Here is an 8,341-nt window from a genome sequence, read left to right as displayed (position 1 = left end):
GAGGGGATCCGCGCTTATAACGGCAGGGTCTTCCGGCTCAAGGAACATATCGACCGGCTCTATGATTCGGCAAAGACGATTGATATCCAGCCGCCGATCTCAAAAGAGGCGATGACCGAGGCGATCTGCGAAACGCTGCGCCGGAACAAACTGAAAAATGCCTACATCCGGCCGATCATCACCCGGGGGGTCGGCGATCTCGGCCTTGATCCCCGCAAGTGCGAGAAGGCATCGGTTATTGTCATCGCTGTAACCTGGGGCGCGATGTACGGCGACCTGTACGAGAAGGGCTTAAAGGCGATCACGGTCTCGGTCCGGAGAAATGCCGCCGAGTCCCTCCCGCCGAACGTGAAAAGTCTCAATTACCTCAACAACATCCTTGCGAAGATCGAAGCGAACTACAAGGGCGGCGACGAAGCAATCTTCTTTGACACGAACGGGTACGTGGCCGAAGGCTCGGGCGACAACCTGTATATCATCAAGAACGGCGAGATCATCACCCCGCACACGCTCAACAACCTCCGGGGCATCACCCGGGTTGTCGTAAAAGAGATCGCGGAGTCGCTCGGGATCACCTTCCGGGAACAGAACCTCGGGTACTTCGATCTCTACACCGCAGACGAACTGATCTGCTCCGGGACGGCGGCAGAGGTCGCGCCGATCACGTGGGTCGACGGCAGGGTCATCGGCACAGGAAAACCCGGCCCGATCACCCGGCAGCTGATTGCAGCGTTCCACACCGTGACCGAACGCGAGGGATATCCCGTCTATACACAAGCAAAAGCCGGTGCGAAAAAGCCGGCAGCAAAGAAGAGTGCAGTAAAAACCACAAAGGCGGCAAAGGCCGTGAAGGCAGTAAAGACTGCAAAGGCAGCAAAAACGACCGCCGCTAAAAAGACCGTAAAGGTTGCAGGAAAGAAGAGTGCTGCACCAAAGCCGTCGGCAAAGAAGGCTGCGGGAAAGAAATCAGCCGCGAAGAAGACGGTCGCGAAGAAGACCGGCGGAAAGAAAAGATAATCTTTTTTTAACAGGGGCCCGGGAGAGAACCGGCCGCATCCCGTTTGGTATTTCCATAACCTATTTATCAGGTAGAGTAAAACTAAGTAGAGCATCGCGCTGCTATAGTGTAGTCCGGCCAATCATGCGGGCCTTTCACGCCCGCGACTGGGGTTCGAATCCCCATAGCAGCATCTTCTTCTTTTGCGAGGGTTTAATTTTCTAATATCTTTTCCAAATGTTCCATACCTATGCACATCTTGCAGGTAGTGATATCGATGCGGCGATCGTGAAGAACTATGGGGTCAAGTCAGTGAATGGTGATAAGTCCAATGGGATACGATTAGAACCCCGCCAGTGTGAATACTGCTATACAGTGAATGCACCAACCTCAAAGTTCTGTTCGAGCTGCGGGCGTCCCCTTGACCCGCTGATCGCTATGAAACTGGACGAAAAAGTTCAGATGGCTCGTGACAGCCCGGATTATCAGGAATTGCTGACAAGACTGAGGAAGGATCTGAATCTGTAGATTTTTTAGAGTTCTGTCGGCACTAGAATGCATTTATGCTGAAACGAGTAGTACATATCAAAAGGGATCTAAAATGGAAAGTGAAGTTCTTAAAGAGTTGCGGTTAATCCGGCGGGATCTCAAATATATCCGATCTCATATGGTTGACCAAGATATGATCCTTTCTCCTGAAGAGAAAGTTCTTCTTGATGAAAGCCGTCGGGAACTCCGCGCAGGCCAAACCCGTTCACTCGATGAAGTGTTGAGGGCACGGAATGGTGCTTGAGATCGCAATCGGATCGAAGGCCGATCGTTTTTTGCAGAGTGTAAACCAACAGACTTTTGATCGTTTAAGCAACGAAATCAAGAAATTGGCTGTCAATCCTCATCCCCGTGGCGCCAAAAAAGTTCTTACTGAAGAAGGGGTTTTGAGGGTACGCGTTGGGATGTACCGGATTCTTTATTCTCTTGAGGATGATAACCGGATTCTTCTTATTGTGAATATTGACAAACGTTCACGGGTTTACAAAAGGTAATTGATTTAATTTCAGATAATTCTATTATAGGATGTTTCGATTCTATCTGTATAATGAGTTTTTTCAGATATTTTCTTGCCAACACCCTGTGTCTCTAACAGCCTTGCCTTTCCCTGCCGGATCCATCACTTCCAAACTAATACCGCGATTGGATCTTCCATGTGTTCCAGTTCATCAATTGATATCGTTAGCATCCAGACCTCCATAGGGAGCGAATTTTACAGTATTCCGATTCTTCCCTAATACTGCGTCTCAAAAAAGGAATATATAAAAAATACGACTGTTCAGGAGAAAATATACGAAATTTTAACCCCGATCAAAAAAATAACGCCATTTTAACTTTTTGTGTAATCCAAATGATCATGAGTTCAATCGTTAAATTTCGTAAAATTGTGCATGATCATGTTCAATATCTGTTTCAAACTCGCTCAATACATGCTGCGATCATGCAAGTGCTCAAAATCGGGCGTTGCGCTGCGTTGCGATTGTCAAAGTTGTGAAAATTACACCGCAAATTTCGGTTGAATTCACCAGCGCAGCGCAGCGACCCGTTAAATCAAAAAATGATATTTTGTATCGAATCTAACCTTATTTAAAGATTTCTTGTTAAAACCGTTCTCCGTCGTGAACTGTAAAAACGCGCAGGATGTTTATAAACTTGGATATTTCTCAAATCTGAAAGTGAATCATGGTGCGGCATGTTATTAATCTTCTACCGGTTAACAAATCCGGGACAACACGAATTTATTTTTTTCTAGATCCTATTGGATAACCTAATGCTTCTTGGGATGCCATTGTCAGCTTTGCTTTTTTTGCTGGCTTTTTTCTCGAACCGGAACCGGAAGAATTTGATGTATCAACATCTACCTTAACTTTAACTGATGTTTTTCCTGCCATGATTGGTTAGTACATTTTGTAGATTATTAATTTATCTTATTATTCTGTTTTTTTAGCTCAAAAAACACTCATCAATTATTGACTTATCAGAATATTCTTTGCGATACTTTTTATTAAGAGCAATCAAAGAACGATCATCGGTGAAATATGGACAATATTTCAACAATAATTATAGGAATTATTATCGTATTTGCTGTTACAGCTTTATGGATTGCATTTAAAGTTGCATTTGAAAGATATTTTAAAAAATTGTTGGACATTCTTGACAAAAAAATCCCACACGTTGCACATAATTTTTCAGAAAAATTAAAAAATTATAAAATTTACCTGCAATTATTCTATTCATTCAAGAAATTATTAAATCAAAACCCGAAACAGCAAAAAAAATCGCTTGAAGTGATTTTGAAATACATCTCATCACCTGGCGGAAAAAAATTTGCATCTAAACATGATGTAATTACCAAAATTACATCGGTTTGCGAGACCGGAGAAAAAGAGACTAATTTAATGGGTCTTCAAATTTTGTTTAAAATAATTAATATTCAAGGGTTGAATCTCCAAATAAAAGGTCAAAGCTTATCGATAATTATTAATCTGCTATCGGATCAAGACCCGGAAATTCGAAGACGTGCGATGGAGAACTTAGTATTATTGGGAAATAATGGGAAACAAAAAGATTTGCTTTTTGCAATGATTGAAGAAAGAGAACCCTATATTGAGGTTCAATTATCGTATTTATGTGTCAGATTATTTCAGGTATTTTCCCCCAAAATTTTTATTGATAATCAGACTATTCAACCAATATTTCGTTTCCTAAAATACAATGATGATTTAAAATGTCTTCGATATAATCTATTAAGTGGACTCAATAACTGCGCTTTTAAGGATGTTTTAACTATGCAAAATATCGTTGATTACGATTCAAACAATTGTTTCAAAAAAATTTTAGAGACCGGTGCAAATGATGAACGTGAGTGCGTATTATCAATATTACAAATTTTAGCTAGAAGTCAACAACAAAAACAAATCGTTGAGGCTAATTTTGTACCATTAGTGATTCAGAATTTACAACACAATGACAATGTGATCAAGGACTACTCAAAAACAATAATTCGTGAACTATTGAAATGTGATGAGACCAAAAGTATAATCGAGAACCTAATAACTGATTTAAATATCAATAACCTGTTAAATAATTAATGCAATACAAAAAGTATATCATGGTAAAACATGATGCTTAAAAAATGGAAAATTCGCCCGAAACATTGTCCAATTCAGATTTGGACGAACTTCGGTGGAATGTTTTTCCCTCGTCACTAGATTAGATTGTACGTTAAATTGAGGGATACCGTTTGCATAAGTTATTGAGAAACTTCGTGCAAAAATTTTTCAGCAGATCAAAACGCTCAAAGAATTTTTTCATTGAACCGCAAAATTTTTTCTTTTATGATCTGTCCCCCGGATCTTGTAAAAACTTTCTGCGGAAATTTATCAATTCTTCCCAAAAACTATTTCCCCCTGCTCCTAAAATCCCGATATTTCCTGCTTTTTTGCTCTTTACTCCCTTAGTGACCTGATCTCAATCCGGGCTCATTTCAGCCTCCGATTGCCTCTCGACCGACCCAAAAGAAGCCCGTATCGGGCTCCGTTTAAAAATAACCCCAAATCGGGCTTATTTTCGAAAACGGGCAAATTAAAACGGGCTCGATAATGCGGTTTTTTTGGCAGATCTCATGTGAAATTGCCATTTGGACGTTCCGGAAAATGATCGCTGCCAGAACGCGAATATGAGGCTTTGAGAGGCATTATACGGGGCTCAATTCGGGCGTATTTTGGCAAACAAATGGCTAAATACAGTCTGATTTTTGGGAGTTGCAATCGGACGGTTTTACGGGCGTTTTTCCGGTACCGTCCGGAAAGAGCGGGACCCCTCATATTTTCAGGTTTTCACGGCCCGGGTGCGCGCCTGTCAGGTCCAAAATCTTTTTTTCCTGTTCCGTGATTCCTGCAAAAGAAATCCGGAATTTTTCCGTAATCGTTGCCGGCAGAATAACCGGGCAAAAGAAAAAAGATGCCGTGGCATTGGCATCAGGCCGCTGGTGCAGTGTGGCCGGCATGCGAGAGATGAGGCATGTGCACAATGTGCGTGGAGGAAAAAGGATGATTACATCGCCTTGACGCGGCATGCAACATCCTGCCCGAGTTCGTAGCATTTTTTGAGTTCGGCAGCGCCGGGTTTATTCAGAACTTCGTATCCCCGTTTACATCAGAGTCTTTCTCCGGTCTCCCACACCATAGCGTTAAACAGGAGTTCGCCTTCAATCCATGCTTCATACCCGGTGCCGAACTGCTTGGTCATGTATTTCATGAGGTAATTACGGATTAAGTGAATCGCCTCATCTGATCTCTTTGAGGAGAATTCGATACCACGGTCGTATGATCCAGCCAGGTATTTCTCACTCCATAATTGTTTGATGGCTATTTGTTCTGCTTCTAAAAAAGTCCCGGAATACGACAAGATGACACTGAGGATATCCGGTCTCATGGGGTTTGAGAACCCGGACATAATGAATGTCGGAATACCGGTTGGGTATGACAGTGCGTCACTTGCTGACGTGAACTAATTAAAATTGGGTGGATCATCAGCATGCGTCCATTGAAATAAAATTTGCAACATCGGGACAGATTTATCCGTTGTCCCATTGGATAGTGGCTGGTCTGGATACAGGATGAAAAATACCAGTACCCGTCATCATCGGACACGAGGATCTTCATGTTGAAATCACAGGATGCTGTGGCTCATAACGATATAATCACCCTGTTTAAAAAAATCCGTCAGATGCCGGCAGACGAATCAGCCGGCCTGACAGCCGCACAACGTCCTAAAAGGAAGCCCGAAGAGGGAAACCCGGAACCGGGCGGGACCGGTGATTTTCCTGCACGTATACAAAAATCCGGCATGAACAACACCGGAAACGCTTTCTTTGCAGGACCGGAAAAAACCGATGCCCCGGATACCGCACCACCCGGTGATATCTCCCTCCTGCATCAGGATGCAAAAGATTTTGATGATCTGCTTGGAGATATGTTCCCGGCGGAACCGGTCCCGCAGGCACCCGGCCTTTCCGGAGACGATGTGCGCGAAGTGCTGGGAACATTTCTGGCACAGTCGGGGGCTGCACCCGCCGTTCCCATTTCCCCGGCAAAAGAAAATGCTGTTCCACCTGTGGTCGAACCCCAACCGGAACCTGCTGTAGAAATTATTGAAGAAGATTCCCCTGATCAACGGACCTCCTCATTTTTCAGGAAAAAAACGGTAACAAAGGAAGGAGCATCACCAAAGACATCTGCCGATACCGTTGTGAGTGATACGGATGCGCGGATCATCTCTGTAGATCAGATCTCCGATCTCTCAGGACTTATCCTCCCCAAAGGTGCGACATTCCGGATTGACGAGATCAAACTTCATGGCAGTTTTAATGCCTTTGAGACCTCCGGGATCGGAACCCTGCCCCCGGAACTTGCAGATATATGGAAGCGGGAATTTTCAAACGCAGGGTTCAGGGATCTCGAAACGGAACGTGACCTTGAACCGGAAATGTTAAAAAAACCATTGGCAAAGAAATCCGGGCTGGCGGCACTTTTCAGCAGCGTCCTGCGTTCGGCAACGGTGGAATATGATCCCAAATTACATGGTTCCCTTGTAGATCTCTCATTTGAACCAAAACCTGGTATCGAAGAGATGGAGATGTACCCCATCAATGCGCCCTATGCATATGTCCGGGTCATCTATGACCATTCCACGCATGAATACACCTACCAGGTAATCGAACCCGTTCTTTCCGAACCTGAAAAAGATCAGTTAAAGGAATTAAAAGGACGCCTATCAGACACACTCGATATCAACACCAATATTATATCCAAAGAGGAGGCGCAGCGCCAGTTCAGGTGTTCTGTGGATGATATTCTGGCAGATTTCGGGATCAGGCTCAGCCCGGTCCAGCGCGAGAAGATCCTCTATAGCCTGCACAAGGATTTCCTGGGCGACGGCCTGATCGATGCGATCATGCATGACAAGTATATCGAGGATATCTCCTGCGATGGTGTCAACGTTCCCTTATTTGCATTCCATGCCAGTTACGAATCGATGCAGACAACACTGATGTACCACAATGCCGAGGAACTCGATTCATTTGTCACGAAACTCGCCCAGCGTGCCGGCAAGTACATCTCCATTGCGGAACCGATTCTCGATGCGACCATGAGCGACGGGTCCCGTATCCAGATGACCCTTGGGCAGGAAGTAACCGCTCACGGCTCAACATTCACCATCCGCAAGTTCAAGGATGAGCCGATCACCCCGACCGATCTCATCGAATGGCACACGTTTTCCCCGCTTGCGGTTGCTTATATATGGCTGGCCGTCGAGAACGGCAAATCCGCACTCTTCGCCGGGGGAACAGCATCCGGTAAGACCACATCGTTAAATGCGATCTCACTGTTCATTCCCCCGATGGCAAAGATCGTCAGCCTTGAAGACACACGGGAATTGAAACTTCCCCACCCCAACTGGATCCCGAGTATAACGCGGGAGTCGTTTGATATGAAAGGACGCGGGGAGATCTCCATGTACGAACTCCTGCGTGCGGCCATGCGGCAGCGGCCGGAGTACATCGTTGTCGGCGAAGTCCGTGGCAAGGAGTGCCAGACGCTCTTCCAGGCGATGAGCACCGGCCATGTCACGTACTCTACGATCCACGCAGACTCGGTATCGAGTATCGTCCACCGTATCGAGAACCCGCCCATGGATGTGCCACGGAACATGTTCTCGGCTCTTGATTTTGTCTGCATCCAGGTGCAGGCCCAGTCAGGCGGCAAACGTATCCGCCGGAATAAGCAGATCGTCGAGATCCTTGAGATTGATCCCCGGACAAACGAACTTATCACGAACGAGGTCTTCAAATGGCGGTCGGCGACCGATGAGATCACCTATTCGGGGAAGTCCTACATCCTTTAAGAGATCATGGAGGCCCGGGGCTGGAACGAGAACCGGATGCGGGAGGAACTCAAGCGCCGGCAGGAAGTGCTGGAGTGGATGCGCATCAAAAAGATCCGGCATTACAAAGAGGTCGCAAAGGTTCTCATCTCCTATTACCGGGAACCCGACGCCATCATCGAACGTGTAAGGAAGGATCTGTATGAATAACTCTGAACGGCTCTGCGTCAATCAACCTCGCAGGTGGATAAAGGCACGGCGGGAACAGTACTCCCGGCTTCGCGACCGCCTCCTGTCGGCCCTGCGTAAGGTTCATGAGGCCGTCGCTTTTCTTCATCACCCTGAAGACCGTGCCATGGCGGCCTGGGAACCGGAAATATGGCTCCCGAAAATCATGGATCCAGGTAC

The 8,341-nt window shown here is 45.8% G+C and carries 7 protein-coding genes, 1 tRNA gene and 2 pseudogenes; 7 read left to right on the top strand and 3 right to left on the bottom strand.

Annotated features, from left to right (window positions below):
• From ilvE to WCE46_RS00665, 4 genes and pseudogenes are all read left to right on the top strand, one after another.
• Positions 1 to 771: pseudogene (ilvE, locus tag WCE46_RS00680) on the top strand (branched-chain-amino-acid transaminase); the annotation flags it as partial.
• A gap of 344 nt (positions 772 to 1,115) precedes the next feature.
• Positions 1,116 to 1,190: transfer RNA gene (locus WCE46_RS00675), tRNA-Glu, on the top strand.
• A gap of 474 nt (positions 1,191 to 1,664) precedes the next feature.
• Complete coding sequence (locus WCE46_RS00670) at positions 1,665 to 1,790, top strand: hypothetical protein (RefSeq protein WP_424731776.1); 126 nt, start codon at positions 1,665 to 1,667, stop codon at positions 1,788 to 1,790.
• Entirely contained in the window at positions 1,780 to 2,040 is a 261-nt protein-coding gene (locus tag WCE46_RS00665; RefSeq protein WP_424731775.1) for a type II toxin-antitoxin system RelE family toxin, read from the top strand. Before WCE46_RS00670 ends, WCE46_RS00665 begins: the two co-directional genes overlap by 11 nt.
• Before the next feature lie 744 nt (positions 2,041 to 2,784).
• Here WCE46_RS00665 and WCE46_RS00660 read toward each other — a convergent pair.
• Positions 2,785 to 2,937, bottom strand: a complete 153-nt coding sequence (locus WCE46_RS00660) for a hypothetical protein (RefSeq protein ID WP_424731774.1) — start codon at positions 2,935 to 2,937, stop codon at positions 2,785 to 2,787.
• Positions 2,938 to 3,084: 147 nt separating this feature from the next.
• Here WCE46_RS00660 and WCE46_RS00655 point away from each other — a divergent pair, with 147 nt between their 5' ends.
• Positions 3,085 to 4,137 carry a hypothetical protein gene (locus WCE46_RS00655; protein ID WP_424731773.1) on the top strand — a complete coding sequence of 351 codons (1,053 nt, stop codon included), beginning with the start codon at positions 3,085 to 3,087 and terminating at the stop codon, positions 4,135 to 4,137.
• A gap of 731 nt (positions 4,138 to 4,868) precedes the next feature.
• On the opposite strand, the gene WCE46_RS00650 is transcribed toward WCE46_RS00655, so the two are convergent.
• Together WCE46_RS00650 and WCE46_RS00645 are read right to left on the bottom strand one after the other, a co-directional pair.
• Positions 4,869 to 5,123 carry a hypothetical protein gene (locus WCE46_RS00650; RefSeq protein ID WP_424731772.1) on the bottom strand — a complete coding sequence of 85 codons (255 nt, stop codon included), beginning with the start codon at positions 5,121 to 5,123 and terminating at the stop codon, positions 4,869 to 4,871.
• 80 nt (positions 5,124 to 5,203) lie between these two features.
• Positions 5,204 to 5,482 carry a hypothetical protein gene (locus tag WCE46_RS00645; protein WP_424731771.1) on the bottom strand — a complete coding sequence of 93 codons (279 nt, stop codon included), beginning with the start codon at positions 5,480 to 5,482 and terminating at the stop codon, positions 5,204 to 5,206.
• A 294-nt stretch (positions 5,483 to 5,776) separates the two neighbouring features.
• Here WCE46_RS00645 and WCE46_RS00640 point away from each other — a divergent pair.
• A pseudogene (locus WCE46_RS00640) lies at positions 5,777 to 8,143 on the top strand (type II/IV secretion system ATPase subunit).
• Positions 8,136 to 8,341, top strand: a 206-nt coding sequence (locus WCE46_RS00635; protein ID WP_424731770.1) for a hypothetical protein, incomplete at its 3' end; no start/stop codon positions are given. The pseudogene WCE46_RS00640 and the gene WCE46_RS00635, both read left to right, overlap by 8 nt.

This window comes from Methanoregula sp. (assembly GCF_049690535.1).
Taxonomy (GTDB): domain Archaea; phylum Halobacteriota; class Methanomicrobia; order Methanomicrobiales; family Methanospirillaceae; genus Methanoregula.
Note: the sequence above shows the minus strand (reverse complement) of the source record. Positions and strands in the feature narration are given on the sequence as shown.